Annotated in this window: 28 protein-coding genes and 1 tRNA gene; 2 read left to right on the plus strand and 27 right to left on the minus strand. The window is 45.0% G+C overall.

The genetic code is table 11. From position 1 onward, the window contains the following. Position 1: 1 nt before the first annotated feature. The 18 genes from rplI to rpsF form a co-directional block, all read right to left on the minus strand. Positions 2-445 (minus strand): 50S ribosomal protein L9, encoded by a 444-nt coding sequence (gene rplI / locus AC3ITG_RS32025; RefSeq protein WP_413373904.1) that lies wholly within the window; start codon positions 443-445, stop codon positions 2-4. Beyond that, positions 442-2,430, minus strand: a complete 1,989-nt coding sequence (locus AC3ITG_RS32030; protein WP_413373903.1) for a DHH family phosphoesterase — start codon at positions 2,428-2,430, stop codon at positions 442-444. The genes rplI and AC3ITG_RS32030 overlap by 4 nt, the downstream gene beginning before the upstream one ends. An 11-nt stretch (positions 2,431-2,441) precedes the next feature. Continuing rightward, the gene (locus AC3ITG_RS32035) at positions 2,442-3,362 is read right to left on the minus strand and encodes a DUF2232 domain-containing protein (protein WP_231952824.1); all 921 of its coding nucleotides are present in this window, start codon (positions 3,360-3,362) and stop codon (positions 2,442-2,444) included. Beyond that, complete coding sequence (locus AC3ITG_RS32040; protein ID WP_024629547.1) at positions 3,359-3,661, minus strand: MazG-like family protein; 303 nt, start codon at positions 3,659-3,661, stop codon at positions 3,359-3,361. Before AC3ITG_RS32040 ends, AC3ITG_RS32035 begins: the two co-directional genes overlap by 4 nt. Positions 3,662-3,925: 264 nt before the next feature. Beyond that, complete coding sequence (locus tag AC3ITG_RS32045) at positions 3,926-4,351, minus strand: CBS domain-containing protein (RefSeq protein WP_063567369.1); 426 nt, start codon at positions 4,349-4,351, stop codon at positions 3,926-3,928. A gap of 185 nt (positions 4,352-4,536) precedes the next feature. After that, on the minus strand, positions 4,537-5,571 hold the full coding sequence (locus AC3ITG_RS32050; protein ID WP_413373902.1) for an LCP family protein: 1,035 nt from the start codon (positions 5,569-5,571) through the stop codon (positions 4,537-4,539). A 321-nt stretch (positions 5,572-5,892) separates the two neighbouring features. Further along, complete coding sequence (locus AC3ITG_RS32055; protein WP_489252456.1) at positions 5,893-7,485, minus strand: MFS transporter; 1,593 nt, start codon at positions 7,483-7,485, stop codon at positions 5,893-5,895. A gap of 236 nt (positions 7,486-7,721) precedes the next feature. Continuing rightward, a complete protein-coding gene (locus AC3ITG_RS32060) occupies positions 7,722-10,142 on the minus strand; it encodes a S9 family peptidase (RefSeq protein ID WP_489254565.1) in 2,421 nt (806 codons plus the stop codon). A gap of 120 nt (positions 10,143-10,262) precedes the next feature. Continuing rightward, positions 10,263-11,153, minus strand: a complete 891-nt coding sequence (locus tag AC3ITG_RS32065) for a D-alanyl-D-alanine carboxypeptidase family protein (RefSeq protein ID WP_489252457.1) — start codon at positions 11,151-11,153, stop codon at positions 10,263-10,265. A gap of 249 nt (positions 11,154-11,402) precedes the next feature. After that, positions 11,403-13,229: an oligopeptide ABC transporter substrate-binding protein gene (locus tag AC3ITG_RS32070; protein WP_489252458.1), complete on the minus strand. Its 1,827-nt coding sequence runs from the start codon at positions 13,227-13,229 to the stop codon at positions 11,403-11,405. 18 nt (positions 13,230-13,247) lie between these two features. Continuing rightward, complete coding sequence (locus AC3ITG_RS32075; RefSeq protein ID WP_063567375.1) at positions 13,248-14,153, minus strand: ABC transporter permease; 906 nt, start codon at positions 14,151-14,153, stop codon at positions 13,248-13,250. 29 nt (positions 14,154-14,182) lie between these two features. Continuing rightward, positions 14,183-15,145: an oligopeptide ABC transporter permease gene (gene opp4B, locus AC3ITG_RS32080; RefSeq protein ID WP_489252459.1), complete on the minus strand. Its 963-nt coding sequence runs from the start codon at positions 15,143-15,145 to the stop codon at positions 14,183-14,185. A gap of 7 nt (positions 15,146-15,152) precedes the next feature. After that, positions 15,153-16,085 carry an ABC transporter ATP-binding protein gene (locus AC3ITG_RS32085; RefSeq protein ID WP_413373897.1) on the minus strand — a complete coding sequence of 311 codons (933 nt, stop codon included), beginning with the start codon at positions 16,083-16,085 and terminating at the stop codon, positions 15,153-15,155. A 4-nt stretch (positions 16,086-16,089) separates the two neighbouring features. Beyond that, positions 16,090-17,088 carry an ABC transporter ATP-binding protein gene (locus tag AC3ITG_RS32090; RefSeq protein ID WP_113053368.1) on the minus strand — a complete coding sequence of 333 codons (999 nt, stop codon included), beginning with the start codon at positions 17,086-17,088 and terminating at the stop codon, positions 16,090-16,092. A gap of 731 nt (positions 17,089-17,819) precedes the next feature. Continuing rightward, on the minus strand, positions 17,820-18,413 hold the full coding sequence (locus tag AC3ITG_RS32095) for a M15 family metallopeptidase (RefSeq protein ID WP_489252460.1): 594 nt from the start codon (positions 18,411-18,413) through the stop codon (positions 17,820-17,822). A gap of 219 nt (positions 18,414-18,632) precedes the next feature. Then, positions 18,633-18,905 (minus strand): 30S ribosomal protein S18, encoded by a 273-nt coding sequence (rpsR, locus tag AC3ITG_RS32100; protein WP_017691433.1) that lies wholly within the window; start codon positions 18,903-18,905, stop codon positions 18,633-18,635. Between the two features lie 56 nt (positions 18,906-18,961). Further along, the gene (ssb, locus tag AC3ITG_RS32105) at positions 18,962-19,447 is read right to left on the minus strand and encodes a single-stranded DNA-binding protein (RefSeq protein WP_064641449.1); all 486 of its coding nucleotides are present in this window, start codon (positions 19,445-19,447) and stop codon (positions 18,962-18,964) included. A 48-nt stretch (positions 19,448-19,495) separates the two neighbouring features. Further along, positions 19,496-19,789: a 30S ribosomal protein S6 gene (gene rpsF / locus AC3ITG_RS32110; protein WP_024629534.1), complete on the minus strand. Its 294-nt coding sequence runs from the start codon at positions 19,787-19,789 to the stop codon at positions 19,496-19,498. A gap of 201 nt (positions 19,790-19,990) precedes the next feature. Between rpsF and AC3ITG_RS32115 the strand changes: the two genes are divergently transcribed. Further along, a complete protein-coding gene (locus tag AC3ITG_RS32115; RefSeq protein WP_024629533.1) occupies positions 19,991-20,185 on the plus strand; it encodes a YjzC family protein in 195 nt (64 codons plus the stop codon). Positions 20,186-20,607: 422 nt separating this feature from the next. On the opposite strand, the gene AC3ITG_RS32120 is transcribed toward AC3ITG_RS32115, so the two are convergent. The 4 genes from AC3ITG_RS32120 to AC3ITG_RS32135 all read right to left on the minus strand — a co-directional run bounded on the left by AC3ITG_RS32120 (position 20,608) and on the right by AC3ITG_RS32135 (position 22,224). Further along, positions 20,608-20,698, minus strand: a tRNA-Ser gene (locus tag AC3ITG_RS32120). Between the two features lie 113 nt (positions 20,699-20,811). Beyond that, on the minus strand, positions 20,812-21,021 hold the full coding sequence (locus AC3ITG_RS32125; protein ID WP_091001341.1) for a DUF951 domain-containing protein: 210 nt from the start codon (positions 21,019-21,021) through the stop codon (positions 20,812-20,814). Continuing rightward, a complete protein-coding gene (locus AC3ITG_RS32130; protein WP_489252461.1) occupies positions 21,011-21,946 on the minus strand; it encodes a mechanosensitive ion channel family protein in 936 nt (311 codons plus the stop codon). The genes AC3ITG_RS32125 and AC3ITG_RS32130 overlap by 11 nt, the downstream gene beginning before the upstream one ends. Positions 21,947-21,960: 14 nt before the next feature. Beyond that, entirely contained in the window at positions 21,961-22,224 is a 264-nt protein-coding gene (locus AC3ITG_RS32135; RefSeq protein ID WP_029880815.1) for a putative Se/S carrier protein, read from the minus strand. A 116-nt stretch (positions 22,225-22,340) separates the two neighbouring features. Here AC3ITG_RS32135 and yyaC point away from each other — a divergent pair, with 116 nt between their 5' ends. Continuing rightward, positions 22,341-22,946, plus strand: coding sequence for a spore protease YyaC (gene yyaC, locus AC3ITG_RS32140; protein WP_113053315.1), 606 nt, complete (start codon positions 22,341-22,343; stop codon positions 22,944-22,946). Here yyaC and AC3ITG_RS32145 read toward each other — a convergent pair. The 5 genes from AC3ITG_RS32145 to AC3ITG_RS32165 all read right to left on the minus strand — a co-directional run bounded on the left by AC3ITG_RS32145 (position 22,921) and on the right by AC3ITG_RS32165 (position 26,568). Further along, on the minus strand, positions 22,921-23,421 hold the full coding sequence (locus AC3ITG_RS32145) for a DUF4446 family protein (protein ID WP_413373892.1): 501 nt from the start codon (positions 23,419-23,421) through the stop codon (positions 22,921-22,923). The two genes, yyaC and AC3ITG_RS32145, sit on opposite strands and share 26 nt — an antisense overlap. 9 nt (positions 23,422-23,430) lie before the next feature. Then, complete coding sequence (locus tag AC3ITG_RS32150; protein ID WP_489252462.1) at positions 23,431-23,583, minus strand: hypothetical protein; 153 nt, start codon at positions 23,581-23,583, stop codon at positions 23,431-23,433. Between the two features lie 73 nt (positions 23,584-23,656). Then, complete coding sequence (locus AC3ITG_RS32155; RefSeq protein WP_489252463.1) at positions 23,657-24,817, minus strand: aminotransferase class V-fold PLP-dependent enzyme; 1,161 nt, start codon at positions 24,815-24,817, stop codon at positions 23,657-23,659. A 151-nt stretch (positions 24,818-24,968) separates the two neighbouring features. Beyond that, the gene (locus AC3ITG_RS32160) at positions 24,969-25,814 is read right to left on the minus strand and encodes a ParB/RepB/Spo0J family partition protein (RefSeq protein WP_489252464.1); all 846 of its coding nucleotides are present in this window, start codon (positions 25,812-25,814) and stop codon (positions 24,969-24,971) included. Continuing rightward, positions 25,807-26,568, minus strand: a complete 762-nt coding sequence (locus AC3ITG_RS32165) for a ParA family protein (RefSeq protein WP_024629525.1) — start codon at positions 26,566-26,568, stop codon at positions 25,807-25,809. Before AC3ITG_RS32165 ends, AC3ITG_RS32160 begins: the two co-directional genes overlap by 8 nt. Positions 26,569-26,752: the final 184 nt, after the last annotated feature.

The following is a 26,752-nucleotide window of genomic DNA, read 5'->3' on the forward strand; positions in this document are numbered from 1 at the left end:
CTTACTCCTCCGTTACCTGCACCTTCAAGGTAGCCTTCACTTCAGGGTGAACCTTGACGGTTACTTGCGTTACGCCGAGTGTGCGAATAGGCTCGTCCAGTTCAATTTTGCGTTTGTCGACTTTCAGACCTTTTGCTGCCAGAGCTTCTGCGATTTGTTTGCTCGTGATTGCACCGAACAGACGGCCGCCTTCGCCGGATTTTGCTTTCAGTTCAGTCACTTCAGCTTCCAGCTTTTTAGCCAGAGCTTCCGCTTCTGCTTTCTCATCCTGCTTACGTCTGTCTTCCGCTGCCTTCTGGTTGTCCAGTGTTTTCATGTTTCCGTCTGTTGCCGGACGTGCGATTCCCCGTGGCAGAAGAAAGTTCTGTGCGTACCCCTCGGACACTTCCTTCACTTGCCCTTTTTTGCCTTGACCCTTCATATCTTTTATAAAAATGACTTTCATTCGAACAAACCCTCTTCCTTTTCGATTTCAGCCAGTACGTTCGTCAGCCGTTTTTCCGCCTCTCCAAGCGTTCCTTCAAGCTGCACGGCAGCATTCGTCAAATGTCCGCCACCGCCCAGTCGTTCCATGACCACCTGAACATTCATGCGCCCCAGCGATCTCGCGCTGATGCCAATCAGTCCATCCGGACGTTCACTAATGACAAATGAAGCGACCACGTCGGTCATATTTAGCAATGTGTCCGCCACTTGGGCGATCATCATCTGTGGAATCTTGTTGCCAGGGTCCGTGACCGCCAGCGCAATGTTCCCGTATACCATTTTAGCATGCTTTATGATTTCTGCCTTAGCAATATATTCTGACAGATCTTCTTTCATCAACCGCTGGATCATAATGGTGTCTGCACCACTACGACGCAGGAAGCCTGCCGCTTCAAACGTTCTCGATCCCGTATGGAGTGCAAAATGCTTCGTATCCACCGTAATCCCGGCTAATAACGCCGTCGCTTCCAGTGGAGTGAATTGTACCTTGTCATGAATATATTGGAGAAGCTCAGTTACCAGTTCTGCTGCCGATGATGCATATGGCTCCAGATAGATCAGTACTGCATCGTTAATGAATTCTTCACCCCGACGGTGGTGATCCACAACCACGACACGCGTAGCGGATTGAACCAGCTTCGGCTCCATTGTCATGGATGCCTTATGTGTATCGACAACAACGAGCAGCGTGTGCTCCGTCATCATCTGGATGGCCTGTTCTGGTGACACAAAGGCTTTGGAAAGCTTCTCATCTTTATTCACCTGTTCCATCATGCGTTCAATGGAAGGGTTGGGCCCATCCAGCACAATTCGTGCCTCCACATTGTACAGACTCGCCGCTTTCCATACCCCAATAGACGCGCCAATCGCATCCATATCGGGCATTTTGTGACCCATGATAATCACCCGGTCGCTCTCCTGCATCAGATCACGCAATGCATGCGCGATAACCCGGGCCCTTACCCGTGTACGTTTCTCCACCGCGTTGGACTTCCCACCGTAAAAGGACAACCGCTGTCCAGATTTTACGGCAGCCTGGTCACCACCACGGCCAAGTGCCATATCCAGACTGGACTGAGCGAGTTCTCCCATCTCACTGATGGTATCCGAACCAAATGCCAGTCCAACACTTAGTGTCATCGGCACCTTAAGATCAGCGGTCATCTCCCGGACTTCATCCAGAATGACAAATCGACTCTGCTCCAGTTCCTGCAAAGACTTTTGGTTCAACATCATGAGATAACGATCGGAGGACAGCCGACGCAGATATACTTCATACCGCTTCGCCCAAGACGTGATCTCACTTGTCACACGAGCAATAAGCGCAGTTCGCTGCTGGTCGTCCATGCCCTGGGCTGCTTCGTCCAGGTTATCGAGAACCAGAATGCCCAGGGCAATGCGTTCATTCTCATATTTATCACGAAGAATGGCTAGCTCCGTAATCTCGTAAACATATACATACCGCTCCTGCGGGTTATGGATAACTCCATAATATCGATCATCCAGTTGGAATTCGTCATGAAGTTCCTTGGACGACTCCTTGTTCCCATCCTTTTTCTCCTTCGGTTGAGGAAGTTTGGGAAATAAATTTTGCAGCGGATTGCCAACCATCGTCTTCTCTTGGAACATGTCCGCGACGAAGCGATTATGCCACTCTACGGTACGATCTTCGCTGTACAACACAATACCGAATGGGAGCATGCTGACCGCTTCCCCCTCCATTCGCTTGATACGAATGGAAAGGCCATTAATGTAGTCGTTAAGCTCACGACGGAACGCGAGCTCCGCCTTAATCATGACGATTCCCAGCGCCGAAGCCAGTATCAGACTAATCAAACCAAGCGTCCAGTTGTAGATGGTCACGAACATAACAAGCAGAAGCAGCAGTATGAACGCCCATACGGTATAGTAGCCGTGCCAGCGTTTCTTCAGAAATTTAGGCATGACTCATCACCCTATCGTTTTGGTTTCGATATTGCCTCGCGAAGCGGGAACGCCAGATCGATAATCCCGATAATCCGCAGCGGTCCAATGAAGAAGACTGCTGCCGCCAGCAAATACGGTACAACCGGATTCCATTTCTTTGCATGTGAGAGAAAGAAGAAGAATCCGATGGCTTGAATCATGAAGCCCAAATTGATTAGAGGCGACAAGTTCATGGCAATCATGGTCCAGTACGTTCCGTCACTCTGCCTGGATATCACTTCGAACAACAATGCAAGGAAGTAATACCAGATCAGGGCACGCGGCATACGCCATTCACGCGCAGGTGGAAATTTCGGTACAACCACACCCATTACGTTTAAAATCGGACGTGCAATGAGATGTGTGATTAGAGCCATAACCAGAGACGTGACCACCAAGGCGAATGGAATCATAAGCTGCGTCTGTCTTGCGACATCCTGAGTCATTTCAGGTGTCCATACAAACCCATTTACCATCTGACTGGATGTATTCGTCAGGGGTTCAATCGTCAATCTAACCACGTCATCAATATAACTCGATAAATCAAACTGGAAGATTACACTTCCAATCAACAGGAGCAACAGATACTCGGCCAGCATGGCTCCACTTCCTGCCATTAGGGCAAACAAGGCCGACTTCTTTTTCTTGTAAGCATTGCCCATAACAATGGCGGGCAGGGTGAACAAAAGCAGTAATAACAAATAAATCGGACTAAATATGACCAAAATAATCGCCACTGGGACGAGATGCCATATAAATGATTTTACCGGTAATGAAGCAAACAAAATAACTCCTGGTATCATCATGAAAAATATGGCCAAAACCGATAAAGGAGTTAACAGCGAAAGTAGCAAGAGCAGATAAACTACGCTCCAGACAGCTGATTTAAAGCTAAATTTCAACAAATTCACCTCTTACGCATGTGATCTTCTAGCGCGGAAATATCCTGGTACCAATCTTCCAACTGGTGACCTTCCTGTTTATGCTTTTTCAATTTCTCAACAAGCAGTGCATCCAAATCCTTGAAAGGAATACCGAGCCTGCGGCCCAATATGTAACTACTCATCATCAAACTGGCGAGACTGTCCCCGATTCGGGTTGTACTGCCTTCCCATAACGCTTTGAATAATCGGGATACCTGATCAAGCACTTCGGTTTTAAGCCATTCAATCACTTTAGCGCGTTTGGCTACATCCAGTTCTTTAGGCATATTGGCGAAAGTCACTCTCCCCCGAAAAAGCTTTATTCTCCATTATAGCATAAAAAGGGGGGCCGCAAAATTACCCCAAAAAGCGGAGAAGTCCTCCGAATCTTATCTCAGGTACTTTGCGGGGACCCCGTACAACGAATTCGTATTTAATCTTGTTGAAAATTTATTTAAGTTCGCTCTTGTTTAGCTCTTCTTAAGTTTAACATGATACCGGACGGCTGTGATTATCCACGCTGTTGCAACAATATTGAAATTTGTTTCGACTTACTTCACTTTCATGGATTCCTTGGCTACAATACCCTCGCAATACTCAATAATCTGACTCCGTCTTACGATCCCAATGAAGCGCTCCATATCATCGACGACCGGCACAAAGTTCTGCACTTTGGCCAGATTGATCAAATCCTCCATGTTGGCTTCAATGGATACCGGCTTGATATCCAGTCGAAGTGGAACGTCCTTGAGCAAGAATTTTGAAGCGTTTTCAAATGTAATCTTTCCCTCAGCGTTCTTCATATACCACAACAGATCACCTTCGGTAACCGTGCCGATATACTTGCCTTCCTTATTCAAAATGGGCACCGCTGTGAACCGATGATATTCCATCCGTTCTAACGTTTGCCGCAGAGTAGAATCCGACGTCACGCACGTAACTTCTTGTTTGGGCAGCAAAAAAAATGCGATGTTCATACCCTTAAGTATCCTCCTTATGAATTTCATCAGTCAGCTTATTACATTCAACTTACATAGTACGTATTAGAACGCAAGATGTTCCAAAAGGACATGATTCCTTCTACAAAGTAAAAAAAACAGCAGCCCGCCAATAAACGCACTGCTGATCGTTGTCTAAAACATTAACGTCTGTATGGAATTGGTTACTCGATCTGCTGCCGGTCAGGAATTATCACTTCACCGGCTGGGGTCGACTGATCCATCCAGTTGTTAATCAGCTCTTTGGCATATTGGACGTCTTTCTCATCTGCCTTGCCATAATAAATTCCGTCTTTCCGCATCCCCTCGCCCAATATAGTGAAGCTTGAGATTTGCGGTTTTTCCTGAGTCAGTACCTGCTTGGCCAGATCAATAATGAAGGAAGGTTGCATATCCGTCTGGAAGCTGTCTCCCATAATCTGAATCAATTCCGGGATTTTGCTGATAGCGTTCAGATTAAGCATCTCATTCGCCATCGCATTAAGGAAGATCTGCTGCCGCTTGGTGCGATTAAAATCGCTATCCTCACGGTATCTTACATAGTATAGTGCTTCCTGCCCGTCATAGATCGGCTTACCGCCTTCTATTGTGAACTGCACATGTTCCGGGTTCTTGTTCACAATGTCCTCATCAATCGGCAGCTTCACGCCACCAAGCGCATCAACGACTTTCTTGATCCCGTCAAAGTTAATCGTTGCATAGTAACCTACATCCGCATCGAGAAATTTCTCCACCGTATTGATAGACATATTCTCCCCACCGAAAGCGTAGGCATGCGCGAGCTTGTCATAATCATCCTCGCCATCCTTGTTGGCATCACGTCCAACAATCTGCACATAGGTGTCACGCGGAATGGAAACCAGGAGTACACGGGATTCTTTCGGACGAACAACTGCATAGATGACCGTGTCTGAGCGTCCACGCGTTTTCTCATAGGCACGTTTGTCTGAGCCTAGCAGCAACACCGAGAACGGTTCTTTGCGATATACCGTTGGGTCGGGCGTATTATTGCCCTCCTGGGGAACATAGGAACGGGACAATTGATCTTCAACTGAACCAGCGAGAAACAGATCGAAGGCCGCTACAGCAAGCTGCTGACGAAACAAATAGCCCCCGATTAACAAAACAACGAGCGATACGAGCGTTATATATAGACCTTTTCTTCTTTTCTTCTTCTTATCTTTAGTTCTGCTTGTCATCCATCGATTCCTTCTTCACTGTCAAAATGAAATTCGATACTACTACTATATAAGTTGAATTTAACTTGTCCTGACCCCGCAATGGTGCAGTGTTAATTAATCGTTCAACTTATATATTTACCATTAAACGTGCGGAATGGCTTGTGACACGGTGTTCTCTGAAGTTTTCTCTATATGAAAAGAAAACGCCGCTTACGCTCGTTCTATTGTAATCATTGCTGGATGATGAAAAGTTACAATACGGTTAAATTGAAAAGAACAGTGCTCCTTTTTTTACTGGCAAAAGGTGCACTGTTCTCTTGATGTGGAATGTCCATCCATTCAGTTTGTTGAGGCTGTCTCCACCCGATTCCTCTTCTCTTTATGACGCTGTCGCCCTGTAATAAACGCAGCCACCAGTGTGAGTACACTGAAAATAACCGCAGACCAGAACAGCCCACTATAACCCTCGCCGGTTGTCTGATGCAGAGCCTGTAGCAGCACATCTCGAATGCCCGGATCAGGAATTTGGGACAGTCCCTCGGTTAAGCTGGAAATATCGCTCCCTGAAGCTTTACCGCCGCCAGACGCATATTGTTGAAGCGCTTCGGGCGGCACCTGAATGCCCTGATCTGCGAGGCCCTGCTGAATATTGGAACCCAGGTTGGAAAAGGAACGAGCTAAGAAACCGGCAAAAATGGTTGGCGCGATCGCCATAGCCATCTGACGGAACAAGGAACTGGTCGCTACCGCAATGCCTTTGTTATTCTCACCCGCTTGCTCAGTAACGAGCACGTTCACCGGAGCTCCCAGCATCATACCGAAGCCGATCCCCACGAGTACACTCGCAATCACGAATTGCCAGATATGCTCTACCCACAGCGGGAAGAGCAGGAAGCCAATTGCCGACAGGAATCCTGCCACAGATAACGTCCATATTGGCCCTTTGCGGTCAACAAGAAAACCGCCACCGCCCGCACCAATGCCTGAAGCCAGAGCAAGCGGTGTAAACCAGTAGCCGGAGGCTGTGTTGGATACCCCGAGGTATTGCTCAACAAAGCCTGGAATGAAGATCACAGATGCCAGAATGGCTCCTGAGAAAAAGGCAATCAGCAGCGTCCAACGAAAGGACGCAATGCCCAGAAGTTCTGTAGATACAACAGGTTCACGTTGTGATCCCTCCAGCCTTTTTTCAAGAAAGTAGAAGAAGACCAGAATGACCACACCTGCCAGGAAGAAACCATAGAACGTCGGTGAGCCAAGACTTTGTAGCATATTTACGCCATCCAGATTGCTGAAGCTGTACATCAGACTGAGCACACCCAGCGTCAGGACTGCGATACCACTCCAGTCCACCGCCTTACGGCTCAGCTCCTGTTCTTCATGAATATAACGGATACCCGCAATAAACAACAAAATGGCGATCGGTACATTGATTAAGAACAACCAATGCCAATTTCCCGTAATGTCGAGGATAAAAGCACCGATATTCGGCCCAAGAATCGCCGCAACCCCGTTCATACCTCCCAGAAGACCCAAGGCTGTGCCCTGACGCTCCGCTGGGAACTTGCTTAATACGTAAGAGCTCGCAATAATAAAAATCCCGCCACCACCCAGCGCCTGGATGACACGAGCAATTAGGAAGAAGGTAAACGATGTGCTTAGCGCAACGAGTAAAGACCCGATTCCGAACAAAGCCACTTCAATCAGAAACAGCTTTTTGCGTCCATAACGGTCGGAGAGCTTACCTGCAATCGGCACACTCACCGCAAGTCCGAGCGTATAGAGCGTGATTGTCCATGCTCCCCACGTCGGCGACACGCCAAACGACGCATTTAAAGTAGTCAGAGACGACGTAATAATCCCGTTATCCAGTGCAGCCATAAACACCCCGATAGCAAATAGGATAAGCGGCCATTTCATTTGTTTTTGCATTACATGTTTCCTCCCCGATCAGATTGCAATCCAGTAGCGTAAGGCTGTAATGATACATATATATTAAACCGAACCGAACAATAATGACTCATTGGTCATTTTAAAACAGAACGATTTCATATGTCAATTTGTTAATATGCTTGTATACCTCATTCATTCAATTCCCTGCTCCAAAATAAAACCGTCCCTCAGGTTGAATGGAACCCGTGGGACGGCCTTCTTGTTGAACTAAGCTACTATTGCTGCATCAGGTGACGATTCAGGAATTTTTCAATGGCACGATATAAATCCAGTTGATTTTCAACATTGCCGAAGCCATGTCCTTCATTGGCTTTTAACATATAAGGCACATCAACTCCACGCTTGCGCAGAGCCTCCACGATCTGATCAGACTCGGCCTGTTTGACACGCGGATCATTTGCACCCTGAACCACGAACAATGGGGCTTTCATCTGATCGATATGGAACAGTGGTGAGACAGCTGTCAGCAGCTCCTTGTCTTTCTCTGGATCACCCATACGTTCATAGAACATGTTGCGCTCCGACTCCCAGTAAGGTGGCAGTGAATCCAGCAGCGTGAACAGATTGGATGGCCCAACATAGCTAATTCCTGCGGCATACACTTCTGGCGTGAATGCCAGTCCTGCCAGTGCAGCATAACCACCATAAGATCCACCATAGATGGCTACACGCTTCGCATCAACCGTTCCCTCTTTAACCAGCCAATTTACACCGTCTGTGAGATCGTCCTGCATCGCTTTACCCCACTCTTTGTTGCCGGCATCCAGGAATTCCTTGCCGTATCCAGTAGAGCCACGGAAATTTACCTGTAGTACGGCATAACCACGGCTTGCGAGAAATTGAATTTCAGGATTGAAACCCCAATAGTCCCGAGCCCAAGGTCCACCATGCGGAACAACTACCAAAGGCAATTGGGAAGCCTCTGCTCCTTGTGGAAGCGTCAGATAACCATGAAGCGTTAAGCCATCACGTGACTTGTACGTAATGGGTTTGACATCCGACATTTTACTCTCATCAATCCAAGGTGCCGCGTCAGCTAATTTATCCAGCTTACCCGTCTTGGAATCGTAGAAGTAATACGTACCCATCGATTTATCGCTATACGCAATGAACAGAACCTGACCTTCTTCACTTATGTTTGAAATGCTTACTTCTTTACCCGGAACTTTTGCCTGAATATCCTGCATCAATTTTTTGAAATCATTGTCGAAGTATTCATAGTTAACCTTGTCCGTCTCATAGACAGCTGCAAGGATTGTGCCTTTTTCTTTAGAAGGAACGAAACTGGATACATCCACATCCTTGTTTTCATAGATGGTTTTCGTTACTTTTTTGCTGCTTGGGCTATATTCAACAATCGCAGTTTTATCCCGCTCCAGATTGGATACAGCATAGATGTTTTTGTTATCATACGTGAACATCACCGGCGCAAATGTTTCTCCCAGCTTGGTGGTCATCAAATTCTCAAATGGTTTATCTTCCGATTCACGATACATCAACGAAGAGACGTTACCATCATTCGATATGGCCACACGGATTTTACCCTCATGGTCCGTAAGCCATCCCGTAATATTGCCCGGGTTTTCTGCAGCAAGCACAGCCTCACCTGTCTTGATGTTAATCCGGTACACGTCAAAGATTCGCGGATCACGTTTGTTCATACCTACTAGAATTTCATCCGGAATATTCTCCAGAGAGTCTACCAGGATCGCTCTTGTATTCGGATATGGTGTCAGATCCTTGCTGTTCTTACCATCAATATCCGTTACATAAATATGATAGTTCTCATCCCCTGCTTCATCCTTTACATACAACATCTTATCTTTTGTCGCCCATACAAATCCCGCTATACTACGCTCTGTCTCGCTCGTGATACGTACCGACTTGTCCTGACCATTCTCTTTCACCACAATATTCATTCGGTTGTTCCAAGGCTCCATGTAGGCCAGATGTTTACCATCCGGAGACATTTGGAATCCTGCTTGAGCCGGCTGTTTGAAGAAGTCTTCCAGAGGTGTGAGACCTTCTGACTGCACATCAAGTCCAAGAGCGAGGTACAGCGCATCAGCAAACTCTCCATGGGTTACTGAATTTTTGGCGTTAAACGCACTACCTTCAATAATAAAATGCTGCTTCAGACGAATTGCATCCTCCGTGTGTACCTTCGGAATCTGCGCCATATCACTGTATACAACCTGAATGCCATTATCCTTCAGTTCAAATGCCCGAGTAAACAACGATGCCATCTGTGCTCTTGTGATAGGTGCATCTGGTGCATATCCTTTGGCTTGTCCTTGAATAAGACCACTTTGCTTCAGCGCGTAAATGGCAGGAGCAGCTTCATCCTTAGCCAATACATCTGCGAAACCTGTAAGAGACGCTGGAGCATCCAGTTTAAGTACACGCTGCAGGATGATTGCCGCCTGAGCACGAGTAATTGGCGTTTGTGAGTCTCTCATTCCATCTGTTGTGCCATCTATGTATCCCAGTTGCTGTAGTGTCTGTGTTGCCTTCGAAGCAATGGATTCAGCGATTGTCGCCGTAGGCTTCGCCGCTTCTGCTGCCTGGACCGCTGGTTGAATCAGAGCGATTGACATCGCCATAGTAAGCGTGAGAGCATATACCTTTTTACTCATTGCGTTCAAGCTAGTCCCCCCTTTAAAGTGAATTACATCATAATTTGGAATTATACGTAAATCATTTTACCATGATCTACCATAGGTTAACAGCGTAGAGCCCCCAAGTTCCATTACCCCTTACTTTGAACCGGAAAACCCATAATTGAACAGCTTGCGTGTCTCGATGAAACGTCCCTCACGACTATCCGAACCCAGTACAACGGAGATCAGTCGCTTGCCATTTCGCTCAGCCGTTCCAACGAAGTGATACCCGGAATCCTCATCATATCCGGTCTTCAATCCATCGTTTCCATCGTAAGCATAGGGTCCGCCAATAGAGGACAGCATCCAGTTCGTGTTGCTCATATACATTCCTTTTTGGTGCATCGACACCTGCATTTGGCTGGAAACTCTCAATATTTCGGGGTAGTTATTCAGCAGATAACGTGCAAGATTGCATGCATCTACAGCGGTCATTACGGTCTGCCCTTGTATATCCTTGGGACGATTCGGACCAAGTAGTTTTTCGCTTAAACCTGTTGCATTGGTAAACACCGTCTTGTCAGACAGTCCGATCTCTGTAGCCTTCTGATTCATCTTTTGTGCAAAAGTCTGCTCTGTCCCACTGATATGTTCAGCCAGAGCAATAGCAGCGTCATTCGCGGAATAGACGGCTACAATCTGGAATAGCTCCTGCACAGTGAATTGCTCGCCTTGTTTCAAACCCAGGTGGCTGCCACCTACTGAGCTTGCATACAAGCTGATATTAACAGGGTCGTCCCAACGTAACTCTCCGTTGATCACGGCCTCCATTACAAGTAGTTCTGTCATCAATTTACTGATTCCTGCCGTTGCAATTTCTTCGGAACCGTTAAAGTTGATTAGAATCTGCTCAGAGTTCATATCCATTAATACAGCAGATTCAGCTTTAATCCCCGGTTTGCCCACCAGCATGTCCGGTTTTACACCCAAATATATAATGACCAGTAGAGCCAGCAGCATTCCTGCCCGTATCCACCATTTTTTCATCGGAAAATCACCTCTTACAGATATAGACGAAGTGAAGAGGCATTTTGTCTGCAATTTTTATAAAAAAAGTTAAATTTTTTTTATTTTTTTGTTACTAAAAAAAACATGGACCCCATACCCCCATGCCAGAGTGTACGGAATCCATGTTTTACAAGACTTTTTCTATTCATACCTAGAAGAATCTTTTCAATTAGATCTAGCAACCGAATTCTTAAAAGGACCCCAATCCTTATTGTTGCTAATGTTTTTTTACTCTGCTACAGCAGCTTTATCTGCATTAACTTGAATGTCATTCAGATATAAACCTGTTCCGTCACCAATCGCATAGTTCATTACACGTTTGTTAACCGGTGCTACAACAGCACGGTACAATGTCGGGAATACAGGAACTTCATCAACCATGTACTGCTGCCATTGGTTGTAGATCTCTTTACGCTTGTCTACGTCAAACGCTTCAGCAGATACACCTTGTGCGAGCAATTTGTCATTTTCTTCGCTAGAGAATCTGGAGAAGTTATACAGTGCATCACGGCCATACAGACCTGCTGGATCTACGTCAATACCTACGCCCCAAGCAGCTTGATATACATCAATATTCGGATCATCTTTACCTGTGTTACCTACACGGTCATAGAAATTGTTGAACTCAACCATTTCCAGGTTTACTTTAAGACCGATTGCTGCCCACGATTGAACGTAGTAACGTGCCAGTGGTTCAGCTGTGTCGCCACCTGTCATCGATACAAAGTTAATTTCAAGTGGGGAACCGTCCGGTTTGGTACGGAATTCACCATCCAGTTTGTAACCTGCTTCATCCAGCAATTTTTTCGCTGCTTCTGGGTCATATGCAACACCCGGATTGTTAGAATCATGGAATTCTGGGTGAGACGGCGGAATCAATGTTGTTGCATTCCAACGCAGACCGTTATAGAAACGTTTGCCAACTTGATCGTTATCTACAGCCATCCACATGGCTTTACGCAGATTCTTATCTCCCATTTTTGCTTCAGCATTTGTTACAACTTTGCCGTTGTCAGCATCCCATGTGCCCAGTTTGAAACCGATATAGGTGTAAGCACGATCGATTGCACCCAGGAATTCAACGTTGGACATATTGGCATTGTCTTTATATTGATCTGTCGGGAATGAATCCACGAGGTCTACCCCGCCAGATTTCAATTCTTGAACAACCGTTGTTGGGTTGATTACTTTCAAAGTCACTTTGTCCAGTTTTGGAGCTCCACGCCAGTAGTCATCGTTTTTAACGAAAGTTACAGACTCACCTGGAGTGATTGTTTCCACTTTAAATGCACCAAAACCGATTGGTTTTTCACGTACTTCTTTGGAAGAAGACATTTTCGCTACATCCATATCACCGAAGATATGTTTAGCCAGTGGATACGTCCATACGCCACCTGTCAGCAGGGAAGGTGTAGACTCCTTGTACGTGATGCTAATTTTCTTATCACTAAGCACCTTGATTCCAGAGATCGTTTTTGCTTTTCCAGCGTGATAATCATCCATACCTACTACACTTGTAAAGTTGGAATCGTAACGTGGACCATCATAAGCCTTGTTACCGATAACTTCATAAGCAAACTGCAAATCTTCAGCCGTTACAGGCTTGCCGTCATGCCAGTTTACATTATCACGAATGGTCAGTGTGAACGTTTTTCCATCTTCCGATGTTTCATAAGTTGCTGCACCATCGTTGGTATATACATAGTCTTTGTCCCAAGTCAGCAAACCTTCGTCAAACCATTGCAGAACCATTGCATCCGGATTACCGGAGTAGAAGTTAAAATTCAATGTTCCTTCAAACGCAGTATCGGATACCAGTCCATATGTGATGGACCCACCCTCAATTGCAGTGCCTTCATTCGTTTTGACGTTGTTGAAATCTTCGATAGAGTAAACGCCCTCTTCTTTAGTAGGCTTCTCCTCTGTTTTCTTTTCCCCTGTGTTCGTAGAAGGCGTTGGTGTTGCCGCCTCTTTCTCCGAGCACGCCGCAAGCGCAAGTACGAAGACCAACATCATCGTGAAAAATAGTCCCCGTGAAAATAATCCCTTTTTCATGAACCTTTCCTCCCTTTTTTAACCTCTTCTTTGTCTTGCATCAGTCGCACGCTTCAGGGCCTGTCCGACATTATTTATACTCAACATCAATACCAGAATAAGTACTGACGCAGGTAGCCATATCCACCATCTGTATTCCAGTGTTTGCGGATTACGAGCATAGCTTACGAGTGTTCCAAGACTGGGTGTACTTTCCGGGAATCCAAATCCCAAGAAGGACAGACCCGATTCGAGGCCAATGTTGGCAGCGAGATTCAACGTCATCGTTACGATGATTATCGAGCTAAGATTAGGAAGTACCTGTGAGAGCATAATCTTCAGATGGGACGAACCTAATGTTTTTGAAGCTTTTACATAGTCCAGTTCCCGTTCCTGTAATGCCTTGGAGCGGATCAACCTGGCAATCCCCATCCAGAGAAAGGCTGTCATGATTAATGAGAAAGATACAATATTATATTTGGGTACTGCAGTAACAAACGCGATAACAATCATCAGCATCGGAAGAATCATGAAGAAATCAACAACGCGCATAAACAAGTTATCGATCATTCCACCGAAGTAACCGGATAACAGACCAACCAGGATACCTATACAACCAGTCATTAACGTGACGATAATACCAATGGTTAGAGAGTTACGTGTACCGATTATTAGTTGTCCGAATACGTCACGACCGCCGTAATCAGTTCCCAGCCAATACTGCGCGGAAGGCGGCTCATACAAAGCGAACAAATCTACCTTAACAATTTCAGCTTGATCCAGGATCAAAGAAGTACCATAGACCAGCAGTATGACCAGTCCCAAAAATATGAGCGAGATTAGTGCCACCTTATCTCTGACAAGCTCCCGCCACAAGATACTCAAGCTGGAGGGGCTCTTATCAATCTTCTGTGAAGTTATAACGACATCATTGGCCTTGCTCATCTTATTTTCACCCCGAAATCTTCAAGTTCTTACTTGATCCGTATACGCGGATCAACGATACCCAGAATAATGTCAGACAGCAACGATCCCAGGATTGTAGCTATGCCATATAACAGAACGAGTGCAGTTACTACACTGAAATCCCGAAGAGAAATGGAATTCAGGAACAACTGTCCCATACCTGGATAACTGAATATACTCTCAATGAAGATGGTACCTCCGATAAGTCCCGTAATCTCATAACCGAAAAATGCGGCGATCGGCAACAAGGAGTTTCTTAAAATATGCCTGTTGTAGATTCGAGATTCCGAGGCGCCCTTGGCTCTCGCAGTAAGAACGAATTCTTTGTGCTTGATATCGATAATTTCACTACGCAAGTATTGGACGGTAGATACTGTTGCAATTAATGCCATGGATAGTGACGGTAATAACAAATGATAGAATTTGCTTGTTATATAGCTGAATGTGCCTGGCGTAAGTCCAGGTTCCACGCTTCCCCCGGTTGGGAACCAGCCAAAATGGAATCCAAAAATCCATAACATCACTAGTGCGAAGATAAACAACGGGGCTGCAAAGCCCAGGTAGGTGTAACCTGTGATCAACCGATCAGACCAAGTATCGTTGTAACGACCACTGATAATGCCAAGTGGAATGGCAATCAGATAAGTGAACACGAGTGTCGCCAGTGCAAGCCAGAACGTATTGGCTACACGCTGACCAATCAAATCAGATACTGGCATTTTGAATCGGAAAGATTGTCCGAAATCGCCTTGTACAGCATTTTTGATCCAATCCCAATACTGTATATACCATGGATTGTTTAATCCCAGTCGTTCCCGCTGTTCCTCCAGCGCTTTTGGATCAATACTCGGATCGAGTAATCCGGTAAGTGCATCCCCAGGCATCGCCTTGGCCATCAGAAAGACCAGCAGGCTAAGCAAAAAGATCTGAGGGATCATAATGATAATTCTGCGTATTATCGTTTTCCACATATGGTCTTCAACCTTTCTGAGGTAGAGCTACTCGGTGAGTATCGGAAATGGATTGGAGCGAGTATGCCAGCCCTTCCTCATCAAAGAAATTTCGGTATGAATTTTCATACTCGGATTTGACCTGCTGACGGAAGGCTACCATTTCTTCACGTTTGGTTGGGTCCATATCCGGAATGGCTGCAATTAAACGCTTGGTATAGATATGTTGTGGATTCTCAAAAATATCATCCGTTGTGCCTTGCTCAACATACCGACCTTTATACATAATTCCGATCTGATCACACATATGGCGGATAATGCCAAGATCGTGACTGATGAACAGATAGGTCAGATTCAACTCTTTTTGAATTTCCTGCATGAAGTTAAGCACCTGAGCTTGTACAGATACATCGAGTGCGGATACTGGCTCATCTGCGATGATCAGCTTCGGCTTCAATGCAATCGCACGAGCGATACCAATCCGTTGCCGCTGGCCCCCGGAAAACTCATGAGGATACTTATAGATCGATTCGGGACTCAATCCGACCTTCTCCAGAAGGTCTCGGACCTGACGTTTCTCTTCCGTAGCCGTCAGTCGCTCATAATTACGGAATGGTTCAGCAATAATGTCGATAACCCGTTTCTTGGGATTCAACGAAGAGTACGGATCTTGGAAGATCATCTGCACATCCCGCTGAAGTTGTCGATCTTTACGTCGCTCGGTAGCAAGATCTCTTCCATTGAAAAGAATTTTTCCAGCCGTTACATGATTCAGACCAATAATGGCTCTACCCGTAGTCGTTTTACCTGAGCCTGACTCACCTACAAGACCGTACGTTTGCCCCTGCTCAATGGAGAAGCTCACATCGTCAACCGCTTTGATGTTACCAATTTCACGCTTGATCAACCCTCCGCGAATCGGAAAGTGTATTTTTAGTCCTTCTACTTCGAGTAATGCCATTATGTTATTCCTCCTCAGCTTGATCAGGGAAATGAAAGTGCTGATAACAGGTACATCGTACAAAGTGACCTGGCGCAATTTCATGCATCTGTGGGTTTTCTTCATGAGCCGAATCACTTATCCATGGAATTCGAGCCTTGAATCGGCACCCTTGGCGAGGAAGATTTTTCAGTGAAGGAACAATGCCTTGAATGACATGAAGCTTCGATTTTTCTTCAGAAATGGTAGGAATAGAGTTTAGTAGAGACCGTGTATATGGATGCTTGGCATCTGTCATTAGAGTATAGATATCGGCAATCTCAACAATTTCACCTGCATACATAACTGCCACGCGATCAGCCATCTCGGCAACGACTCCCAGATCATGCGTGATCAGGATGATTCCTGCGTTAATCTCGTTCTTCAATTCGCGGATAAGCTCCAGAATTTGTAGTTGGATTGTAACGTCAAGCGCTGTCGTTGGTTCATCAGCAATCAGCAATTCAGGTTTATTGGCAATCGCAATCGCGATAACAACTCTTTGTCTCATACCACCCGATAGTTCGTGAGGATATTGCTTGTATAATTGTTCGGGACGCGGAATCCCTACTTGGTTGAGTAAATCAATTACTTTGTCTTTCTTTTCTTTCGAAGATAGCTTGGGTTGATGCAGTGTCAGAATCTCTTCGATCTGTTCACCGATCACCATCAGAGGATTTAATGCGGAAAGTGGGTCCTGAAAGATCATCCCCATTTCTTTACCGCGGAGTTTGTTTAATTTGTTGGGGGATATACCAGCAATATTCTGCCCTTTGTACAGAATCTCCCCATCAATTTTGGCTTTGTTATGCAGACCCATTATCGAAAAAGCAAAAGCACTCTTGCCCGATCCTGATTCTCCCACAATAGCCAGTACTTCATTCTTTTTAACCGTAAGGTTAACGTGATCAACTGCTGCATAATAGTCATCTTCAATTCTGAATGATGTAGTTAGATTTCTGACTTCCAATAGCTCTGTATTCAAATCAATCACCCTAACCCCATAATTTCCGCAGACTTATTCATGTGTAGAAGAATGCATCCACTGTATATTTCCATGTTCTTGAAGATAACGAACGAAAGTGTATACAAAATACCAAATCATTAGGAGAATCCATTTTTGACACTGCTATTTAGACCGTTGGTCAATTAATGCTGACAATTCCTAGCGGGATTATAATACAAAATAATTAATGTAATCATACGTGTAAATTTAGGTGACGTCAATGCTTATTTTGAGATTTATGGTATAAATGTTTTTTATAGCACAGTTCTGGGTATTAGTTATACTTTAAAGGGAATAAATCAAGGGAATCCAGAGTCAATTGCATATTTTCAATGGTAGAGTTTGAATCTTAAAAATTACCGATTATCTAAATACATGACATTATCATTACATAACGAGTGTAGTTAAATGTTAGAATTATAGATATAACAAACTATTATGTTAGGTATGAGGGAATTGTAGAGGACATATTTCATTTGGGAGCAAAATTGATTTCTATCCAAATTTTGTACTTTTAGAGGTGTAATTTAGATATTACTAAAGGATTGAAGTTAAATTTCTAGTTATTATAGTATAGTTTCATTTAATCGCTTATGTAAAGAACAAATTGTCATCTTTTATCAATTATTTTACAAAAGAAAGCAAAAAGCCCTGCAAAATGCATGGCTTTTCTAATATTTATACATATAGATGTATATATAATATCGTATTTACTGTGAATTCGGAGGTCTTTTCCCACGCTTCAAATCATTGATGCTTAATCCAAAGTCCATCTGCAAGTGAGGATAATCCGGGAAGTTAGCCCAATCTCCTCCCCATGTAAACCCTAGTTCTTTGGCAAGGTCCACAACTTCCAGCCAATCTGCCTTTCCATTGCCGTTATCATCACGTTCCATATCCCACACTACATCTCCTTCAGGAGTCCGTAACGCAAAATCAATGGCCAAACCATAGTTGTGATAGGACTCTCCCCCTTTGGCGTTGGTAACGATATTTCCGGAAAGAGAGCGTCCTTGATTATAGAGGGCATCTTGTTCATCAATGCTGCGAAAATCATGTGTAATCACAACTTCAATTCCTCGTCTAGCCGCCTTTCGAACCAACAACTTCTCACTTTCCGCTACGACCGGGTGGAGTCCTGTAATCGGCACTGCTTCTTGTACGTTGGTTCGTGGCCATATATCATAGGTGTCTCCTTTTTGCTGTAACCACACATATATAATGGAAAGCAACAACGTAGCTACGATCCAAAATCGCAGACTACTCTTGCGTCTCTGTTTTACTTTACGTTTAGATGTATTCATGCTCTCTCCTGATGGTGGAATCTATATTCGTTCATACTCACGCTATCTGATATCAGCAATATATTAGACTCTATTATAAATCATTTACGCCTTAATTGCTTCTATCGTCGCAACTCCTTACTAGATCCAACTACCAGGAGAGCACACCATTAATGTATTTTTAGATGCAAAAAAGCAGCCGGCTATAAGCCGACTGCTTTGTATCCATGCTGAGTAAGACTACTCAGTTGTGTATGGCAGTAATGCGATTTGACGGGAGCGTTTGATGGCAATCGTCAGCATGCGTTGATATTTAGCGCTAGTACCTGTTACACGGCGTGGCAAAATTTTTCCACGTTCGCTGATAAATTTACGAAGCAAGTCCGTATCTTTATAATCGATGTGAGTAATTTTGTTAGCTGTGAAGAAGCACACTTTACGACGTTTATTACGGCCGCCACGACGTGCCGGTCTTTTATCGTTGTCTCCGCCTTCTCTTTGCTTGAAGCCCATGCTTTTCAGTCCTTTCCTATCATGTAACCCATATCTCATTAGAGTATCGGCTCACGTTAAAATGGCAAATCATCATCCGATATATCAATCGGTTTTCCGTCATCGGAAAAAGGATCCTGATTGTTGCTACGCGAATTATTATTATTGTTCGCGCGCCCGCCGCCTCCGTAAGAAGGCTCTTCACGCATCGGTTGCCCACCGCCGCCACCGTTATTATCACGGTTAGCTGACTCCAAGAAACGGACGTTATCGGCAATGACTTCGGTCACGTATACACGTTTTCCTTCGTTATTCTCGTAATTCCGTACTTGAATGCGTCCTTCGACTGCAGCTAGGCGTCCTTTGCGCAAATAGTTTGCACAAGTCTCAGCAAGCTGTCTCCAGGTTACGACCGGAATGAAATCCGCTTCCTTTTCTCCACCTTGGCTTGTAAACGGTCTGTCCACTGCCAAAGTAAACTGCGTAACTGCTACTCCAGCTGGAGTATAACGCAACTCAGGATCCCGGGTTAACCGGCCGATCAGAATGACACGGTTCAACAATGTAATCCCCTCCTTCAGAGCGTATTGGTGCGTTGATCACGAGTTGTCTTAAGCAGACTTAACGTCGTTTGTAATGAGATAACGAATTACTTCGTCAGAAATCTTCATGAGACGCTCAAGTTCAGTAACTACTGCTGGTTCAGCAGTGAAGTGTACCAAAACATAAACACCATCACGGAATTTCTTGATCTCATACGCAAGACGGCGTTTACCCATAACGTCGTGAGCTGTAACTTCACCACCGCCGTTGGAGATGATGCCTTGGAATTTATCGACTGTAGCTTGAACAACTTCTTGCTCAACATCAGGACGAATAATGTACATCACTTCATATTTGCGCATAATTTTCACCTCCTTATGGACTCTGGCCCTCAATCTAGGTTGAGAGCAAGGAACGAGCACAAACTCGAACTATATTAATATAACAAAAATGACGTCTCAATGCAAGCAAACGTTCCCTCTTCTTATTACACATGATCATAACTCCAATGGAGCACACTACAGAAGCAACATTGAAATCCATTATGCCAAGGAGGTTTTATCATGGGTGAAAAAACCGAGTTTGAACCAGGAGACAAAGCTCCAAACGATGGCGAGTACACCGAGGTTGGTGAGAAGAGCTTTCATACGGAGATTAACAATCCGAAACGGGTAACCCTCCAAAAGGGTGAAGCTTTCCCTGAAACAAGCAATCAGAATCGCAAGTGGAAGAAGCTGACCAAAGCCCGCGTCCACTAATCGTAAAGATTTTTTTCAGACTGCTGTATATAAAACGTACTAATGCACATAATACAATCAGGCGATGCACGAGAGAGGTGTGGTTCCGTTGGACAACGAAGCCGAACATTCACTGTTGGAGATTCATCACGTAATTTAAGAAGCAAGATGGTTGTGTGTAAGGCCTTTGTCTGAAGCACGAGTATTGCTACTTGCAGTACACCAAGTTTCTGATCGTTACGACCGATTGTTTCCTAACAAACCGAATGCATCGCCGAATGAAGAGCCCTTAGGGGCTCTTTGTTTTTTTAATTACAAATGATTATCAGACAACAAAATTGGAAATAAAAAGACCTTCCATCTGGAAGGTCTTCTTGCATGTATAGAGCTCAACACACGTTGAGTAAATTATTCAATTACAATTACAAAGCAATATCTATTAGTGGCGGAAAGGGTGGGATTCGAACCCACGCACGCTGTGACACGCCTAACTGATTTCGAGTCAGCCCCCTTGGGCCTCTTGGGTACCTTTCCGCAGCAATAATGATTATAGCATGATCATTTACAGAACGCAATACCTGAGCTATGCCCGCATGTAAACGTTATTATGGAGCGCGAAAAGAGTAAACATTAACCGCATTATTTCATTAGGATTCAGCCGAATCCTCTGTTGAACGGAGTACCTTTTTCATGTTTTTCTCGAATTTCGCTCTGGGAATTAAAACGCTGTGTTTACATCCTACACACTTGATGCGAATATCCATGCCCATCCGTATAATCTCCATCTCATTGCTGCCACATGGATGCTGCTTCTTCATCTGTACAATGTCCCCAAGCTGGAAACTTTTACGCTCCACCTATGCCATCCCCCTCATCCTTCTCCTGAGCTGCTGCTTGCTCTAATGCTGCTTGATTGCTCATCTCATGATACTCCAGTGTTTTCTTTACATCACTCTGAATTTGACGCTCTACAGATGCTCTGGAGTTCGGCAGGCACTCAGCAACAATGCGAACCACATATTCCGAGGTAGACATCGACTGGATACCAAGCACGTCAGGTACTTTAACGATGTTCAGATCGCGATCCTCAATTCCAGTCAAAGCTCGTTTCACCAAGTGCACTGACTCGTCCAGGGTCTGTTCACCCTTCATCGGAATATCCACAACTGCAAGGGAATTCGACATCGAGTAATTAGTTACACTTGCAATCGTACCATTTGGAATAATGTGCACCTCACCCTGCCAGCTAACCAGCTTGGTCGTTCTCAGGCCAATGACCTCAACCGTTCCTTTATAGGAACCTGTTTGAATAACATCGCCTACTGCGAATTGATCCTCCAATATAATGAAGAAACCGGTAATAACATCCTTCACCAATCCCTGAGCACCGAAACCGATAGCCAGTCCAAGTACTCCCGCACTCGCTAACAATGGTCCGACTTTCACGTTGATCTCAGATAACAGTAACAGAATCATAATGAAATTACATGTTATGGAGGTCGCATTTTTCATCAACTCTCCAACCGTTATAAATCTCCGCGGGTTGACGCGAATCTTGCCTTCCTGCTTACGTGCCATCGTGCGATCTATAATACGTGATACAATCTTGATCACAATACGCGTAATAATGAAAATAATAATGATACGGATTGAACTGAACAGAATATTAAACCACATATCTGCATCAGCGACTTTATCCCATAATTGGTCTGTCCAGCGGATAGCTCCCTTTATAGTCGTCTCTGGAGCACTCGGCTCCTCAGCAAACTTAAATGGCAACATAGATCAAACCTCCTCTACATGGGTATGTTATCATAGCTGTCAGCGGTTTTGAAATAGAGGCCACGGATTTCCACAAATTCGTTACGAATGATCTGTTTCACTCTCTCCAGATCTTCTTTGGGAAACTGAATGCATAGAGCACAGCCCGCTGTGATCTCTTTTGGGGTAGGAAATAAGTCGATCTCAATCTCGGCAAACTCCAGCAGCATTTCTGCCCGCAGCGCCTGCTGGGTGGAATCAAAAGCAATCAGCATCCAATCATCTATCCACTCGTCCATGTCCGGCTCCTTTCGCGATACATTCATCCCTTTGAAAAAGCTTGTCCCCACGAAGTATAAAACGTTCTATCCTTCCATATACTGTTACTACTATTCCAAGGGAAAGGATAGATCCTATGAATCCCATTTCGCATTCCTTCTCATCTCAAGACATGACCAGTTTGAAAATCCCACACACAGATCCAGGCATTCACTCAGCCATCATTCATCGTTTAATGTTTCATCTCTATAAAGCCCATTCTTTGCAAAATGTAGTTGTCGTCTGTATCGGTACAGATCGCTCTACCGGGGACTGCCTTGGCCCGCTCGTCGGCTCGTCGCTTGCCAAGTGGGACAGCCCTCTATTCCATCTCTATGGCACATTGGATGAACCCGTACATGCAATGAACCTGCAGGACACCCTTCACAAAATACACAACACACATCACAACCCTTATGTGATCGGCATTGATGCCTGTCTCGGACAGTCTTCGAGTGTTGGATGTATCCAGGTCGTGAATGGACCGCTCAAACCAGGAGCGGGTGTAAATAAAGAATTACCGCCGGTCGGCGATATCCATCTTACAGGTATCGTTAACGTCGGCGGCTTTATGGAATACTTTGTTTTGCAGAACACACGCCTCAGTCTGGTCATGCGCATGTCCGAGATTATATCCAGCAGTCTATACTCCGCCATTCGAGAATGGCATACCCGTTCTACTCTGCTTGCTGTGCCAGAGTAATGGCTTCCTTTTCCTCAGGGGAAAGAGTATACGTGGACTCTCCCCCTTTAAGAGGTTTAGCATATACATAGGAACCGTCTCGATTATAGATACCCGTGAGTACCATACCGTCCTGGCTATCGTTAACCATCGCCATGGAGAAACTCAGATCACTGCCAAGCTCCCCATAAGCGTTGTACCGTTTCACGCCCACTTTACCCTGGATGCGGGTCAGCTTCTGCATGACAGCCTGTAACTGATCCGTTTGCAGTGTATGCTCATCCTCAATGCTGTCCATCTGAATTTTCAGATTGATTAACAGCGACTCCAGATCTTCCACTCCACTGCCAGCCATCATGGCCTCATATTTCCCTTTAAACTTCCGTAGCTTTGCGCCTTGAGCAATACTTATGATAAGCAAAATCACCAAAAGTAATGCCATGCCGCCAATAATCCATATCAGCTGTTCCAGAATCAGCTCATTTAATTCAGCCATGTAGTGCAACTACCCCTCTGTTGGTTTGTTCAGGTTAACGTTTGTAGCTTCAAACGTACTCCACATCTTCGATCCATTCAGCCAAGTAAAGCCATCCAACGCACTAATGTGACCCTCAAGCTTACCCTTATTATTCACCAGATAACCCATATGGTTAATCACTCGTTTTGGCTTCTTGCCTCTTTTGCTTTTTGCTTATTCAAGCGATTGAAATTCATGTTTTATTAGGGCTGATTCATACAGATCTTGATGCTGTTAATTCGATAACTGCTTCAATCAACGCATCGACATCTTCTTTTGATGTACTATACCCCACGCTCGCTCTGACAGCCCCACTTGCCGTTGTGCCAGCCGACTCATGGGCAAGTGGTGTGCAATGAAAACCTGAACGCACAGCGATACCATAATTCCGGTCTAATTGAAAAGCGAGTTGAGCCGAATCATATCCTTCAACAGTAAAGGATAACAATCCGGTACGCGGCTGTCCAATTTCAGGACCGAGCATTCGAATCCCATGTACTGATGATAACCCATCCATCATGTGCTGAGTCAAATCCCACTCCTGTTTATATATGAATTCAGGCGTAAGTTCAAGCACATGCTGCACTCCGGCTGCCAGACCTGCTATACCCACGGTATTCGGCGTACCCGCCTCATAGCGATCAGGACGAACAAGTGGCTGCTCAATCGCCTCGGATTGGCTTCCTGTCCCTCCGTGAAGCAATGGTTGCACATCCAGCTCAGGAGCGATGTACAGCCCACCCGTTCCCTGCGGTCCCAACAGTCCTTTATGCCCTGGAAAGGCAAGCATATCGATGCCAAGCTGCTTCACATCCACAGGGATAATTCCAGCACTTTGAGCAGCGTCAACAAGCAAAGTCACCTGGTGTTTTTGACACATCAGTGCAATTTCTCCAATGGGCAGAATACTCCCCAGCAGGTTCGAACTATGCGTGCAGACAACCAATCTTGTATTGGAACGAAACAACCGTGCGAATTGGACCAGATCGATCTCCCCGGCTGCATTAACAGGCACATAATCAACCTCTACATTACGAGATCTGCGCATGTACTCCAGGGGCCGTCTTACTGAATTATGTTCAGCCATCGTAGCAATGACGTGATCGCCTTCTCTTAACCACCCTTGAATAGCTAGATTCAAAGCTTCTGTGGTATTAGAACCTAGAGCAATATCATTGGCATTACGAACACCCAAAAGAGTGGATATCGCTTTTCTAGCACCAAATAAAACTCGGCTCGCCTGTACAGCCATTCGATGACTGCCTCTGCCTGGGTTCGCCCCTGCCACATCCAGAGCCTTCATCATGGCTTCCCCGACAGCAGGTGGCTTAGGCCAAGATGTCGCTGCATGATCCAGATAGATAACTCCCTCCACCTCATGACCACCTCTGTCCCTAATTGATCGTTCGTTTTGATAGATTCCCTAGAAACAAACAATGACATATCGTTTCTCCATGGTACAGAGGCGATATGTCATCACATGAAAAAGCCCCGCATGTTGTTCATCGATCATGGAATCATGACTATTATTGCAACAGTTCCAACAGTCGCTCCAGATCTTGTTTGCTGTAGTAGTTGAGCTCAATTTTGCCTTTATCTTTGTTATGCTTAATTTTCACCGTTGTTTTGAACCGTTCACGTAAAGATTCTTCCAATGTATCAATAAATGGATCTTTTTTCTTCAACTTGGATTTTGCTTTCGCTTCACCCGTTTTGGAACGATCCAATTGTTGAACAGCCTCTTCCAGTTCACGTACACTCCATTGCTGATCAATGGTTTGTTTTGCCAACTGCTTCACAATGCTTTCATCTTTAACACCGACGATAGCACGTGCATGCCCCATTGACAATGTTCCACGTGAAACATGATCCTTCACTTCTTCCGGCAATGATAACAAACGCAGGAAGTTAGCGATGTGAGAACGTGATTTACCCACTTTTAAGGAGAGTTCTTCTTGGGTTAATCCGAATTGGTCCATCAGCCCCTGATAAGCAACTGCAACCTCCATCGCATTCAGATTCTCCCGCTGCAGGTTCTCAATTAAAGCAATCTCCATAACCTGCTGATCACTGAAATTACGAACTACGGCAGGCACAGTGGCATTACCGCAATATTGGGAAGCTCTGAAACGCCGTTCACCAGCAATGATCTCATAACCTCTTAAAACAGGACGTACAATAATAGGTTGTATAACACCATGTTGACGAATTGATTCAGCGAGTTCATGTATTGCATCCTCATCAAATACTTTACGAGGTTGGTAAGGGTTTGCCCGCAGTTGACTAATCGGGATTTCTACGACTTTATCATCGTCATTAATTGAAAGCGAAGGAATGAGGGCATCAAGACCTTTTCCAAGCCGCTTACTCATAAGAAATCACTTCCTTTGCGAGCTCTAAATAAACTTCAGCCCCTCGGGATCGAGGATCATACGTAATGATAGACTGACCATGAGAAGGTGCCTCACTAAGCCGCACATTGCGCGGAATAATGGTCTGATACACCTTTTGTTGAAAATACTTCTTCACTTCTTCAATCACTTGAATGCCCAGATTCGTACGAGCGTCAAACATCGTCAGCAATACCCCTTCAATTTGCAGGGATGTATTCAGATGTTTCTGCACCAAACGAACCGTGTTGAGCAATTGGCTCAACCCTTCGAGCGCATAATACTCACACTGAATCGGAATGATCACCGAATCGGAAGCTGTCAACGAATTGATCGTTAACATGCCTAGGGAAGGTGGACAATCGATCAGTATGTAATCATAGTTTTTTTTCACCATGGCGAGTGATTTTTTCAGGCGGACTTCACGTGATATCGTCGATACCAGTTCAATCTCGGCTCCGGCAAGCTGAATCGTTGCAGGTATGATATGAAGGCCTTCAATCTGAGTTTCCACAATCGCTTCCTGAGGGGGAACTTCATTAATGATGACATCATATATACAATTGGCCACATCTGCTTTGTTGATCCCGACTCCGCTGGTTGTATTCCCCTGGGGGTCAATATCGACAAGCAGTACCCTTTTCCCGAGCGAAGCCAGTCCTGCACCCAAGTTAACAGATGTCGTCGTTTTCCCCACACCGCCCTTTTGATTTGCTACGGCCATAATCTTAGACAATTACTTCACCTCAAATAAAATAGGAGTCTTTTCTTGTAGGTTGTGAGCTACAGTTAACAAAAAGCAGGTGGCTATCATCCACACAAACATCAACTACCGTTTCTTCATGGTGCTATTCTACGCTGTTCATGCCACTCTCAACTTTATAGACAGAAAAAGCGGCCCATTGCCGCCTTAAGCTTCA

This window comes from Paenibacillus sp. GL_099_B (assembly GCF_057835695.1).

Coding starts and splice junctions, on each gene's coding strand:
- rplI (WP_413373904.1), bottom strand. CDS start 445: ATGAAAGTCATTTTTATAAAAGATATGAAGGGTCAAGGCAAAAAAGGG.
- AC3ITG_RS32030 (WP_413373903.1), bottom strand. CDS start 2,430: ATGCCTAAATTTCTGAAGAAACGCTGGCACGGCTACTATACCGTATGG.
- AC3ITG_RS32040 (WP_024629547.1), bottom strand. CDS start 3,661: ATGCCTAAAGAACTGGATGTAGCCAAACGCGCTAAAGTGATTGAATGG.
- AC3ITG_RS32045 (WP_063567369.1), bottom strand. CDS start 4,351: ATGAACATCGCATTTTTTTTGCTGCCCAAACAAGAAGTTACGTGCGTG.
- AC3ITG_RS32050 (WP_413373902.1), bottom strand. CDS start 5,571: ATGACAAGCAGAACTAAAGATAAGAAGAAGAAAAGAAGAAAAGGTCTA.
- AC3ITG_RS32055 (WP_489252456.1), bottom strand. CDS start 7,485: ATGCAAAAACAAATGAAATGGCCGCTTATCCTATTTGCTATCGGGGTG.
- AC3ITG_RS32060 (WP_489254565.1), bottom strand. CDS start 10,142: ATGAGTAAAAAGGTATATGCTCTCACGCTTACTATGGCGATGTCAATC.
- AC3ITG_RS32065 (WP_489252457.1), bottom strand. CDS start 11,153: ATGAAAAAATGGTGGATACGGGCAGGAATGCTGCTGGCTCTACTGGTC.
- AC3ITG_RS32070 (WP_489252458.1), bottom strand. CDS start 13,229: ATGAAAAAGGGATTATTTTCACGGGGACTATTTTTCACGATGATGTTG.
- AC3ITG_RS32075 (WP_063567375.1), bottom strand. CDS start 14,153: ATGAGCAAGGCCAATGATGTCGTTATAACTTCACAGAAGATTGATAAG.
- opp4B (WP_489252459.1), bottom strand. CDS start 15,145: ATGTGGAAAACGATAATACGCAGAATTATCATTATGATCCCTCAGATC.
- AC3ITG_RS32085 (WP_413373897.1), bottom strand. CDS start 16,085: ATGGCATTACTCGAAGTAGAAGGACTAAAAATACACTTTCCGATTCGC.
- AC3ITG_RS32095 (WP_489252460.1), bottom strand. CDS start 18,413: ATGAATACATCTAAACGTAAAGTAAAACAGAGACGCAAGAGTAGTCTG.
- rpsR (WP_017691433.1), bottom strand. CDS start 18,905: ATGGGCTTCAAGCAAAGAGAAGGCGGAGACAACGATAAAAGACCGGCA.
- rpsF (WP_024629534.1), bottom strand. CDS start 19,789: ATGCGCAAATATGAAGTGATGTACATTATTCGTCCTGATGTTGAGCAA.
- AC3ITG_RS32115 (WP_024629533.1), top strand. CDS start 19,991: ATGGGTGAAAAAACCGAGTTTGAACCAGGAGACAAAGCTCCAAACGAT.
- AC3ITG_RS32130 (WP_489252461.1), bottom strand. CDS start 21,946: ATGTTGCCATTTAAGTTTGCTGAGGAGCCGAGTGCTCCAGAGACGACT.
- AC3ITG_RS32135 (WP_029880815.1), bottom strand. CDS start 22,224: ATGGACGAGTGGATAGATGATTGGATGCTGATTGCTTTTGATTCCACC.
- yyaC (WP_113053315.1), top strand. CDS start 22,341: ATGAATCCCATTTCGCATTCCTTCTCATCTCAAGACATGACCAGTTTG.
- AC3ITG_RS32145 (WP_413373892.1), bottom strand. CDS start 23,421: ATGGCTGAATTAAATGAGCTGATTCTGGAACAGCTGATATGGATTATT.
- AC3ITG_RS32160 (WP_489252464.1), bottom strand. CDS start 25,814: ATGAGTAAGCGGCTTGGAAAAGGTCTTGATGCCCTCATTCCTTCGCTT.